We start from the raw sequence: 498 nt of genomic DNA, 5'->3' as shown, positions 1-498 counted from the left end.
GTTAGCAGTATCGAATATATAAAAAAAGCAATTGAAAAGTTTCCTGGAAGAAGTTTCTTGGTTTTTTCTGATGATATCGATTGGTGTAAAGAGGAATTACATGATGTTAGTTCAGTTGAGTATTTTTCTGGAAAATCAGCGATCGAGGATTTTATTGGGTTAATGTACTGTCAAGATTATATTTTGAGTGGAAGCACTTTTAGTTGGTGGGCGGCCATTCTTAATAGAAATGAATCAACTAAAGTTATTATTCCAAAGTCAGATGCACAGTTCATGTCTGAGCAATCTAATAATATAATTGGTTGGGACTATGAAAGAGTGTAGAAGTATTTGTATTATACAAAATTCAATAAAAACTGTTGTTGTATTTAGATTGTCGTATATTAAAGAGTTAATGCATCGTGGGTATAAGGTGTACTGTATTGCACCAGATGATGACCACGAATCAGTTGATTTACTTAAGCAGTATGGTGTTGTAGTTATTACTACAGAAAATAA

General features: G+C 32.1%; 1 protein-coding gene and 1 pseudogene. Both read left to right on the top strand.

Annotation, left to right across the window (positions count from 1 at the left end; translation table 11 throughout):
• The coding region (locus tag V1952_RS22465; RefSeq protein WP_420075625.1) for an alpha-1,2-fucosyltransferase at positions 1–324 on the top strand (324 nt) is incomplete at its 5' end.
• Positions 311–498: pseudogene (locus V1952_RS22460) on the top strand (galactosyltransferase); the annotation flags it as partial. The gene V1952_RS22465 and the pseudogene V1952_RS22460, both read left to right, overlap by 14 nt.

Source organism: Yersinia sp. 2542 StPb PI (assembly GCF_048593855.1).
Classification (GTDB): domain Bacteria; phylum Pseudomonadota; class Gammaproteobacteria; order Enterobacterales; family Enterobacteriaceae; genus Yersinia; species Yersinia enterocolitica_E.
The sequence above is the reverse complement of the archived record's forward strand: the minus strand, read 5'-3'. Positions and strand labels throughout refer to the sequence as shown.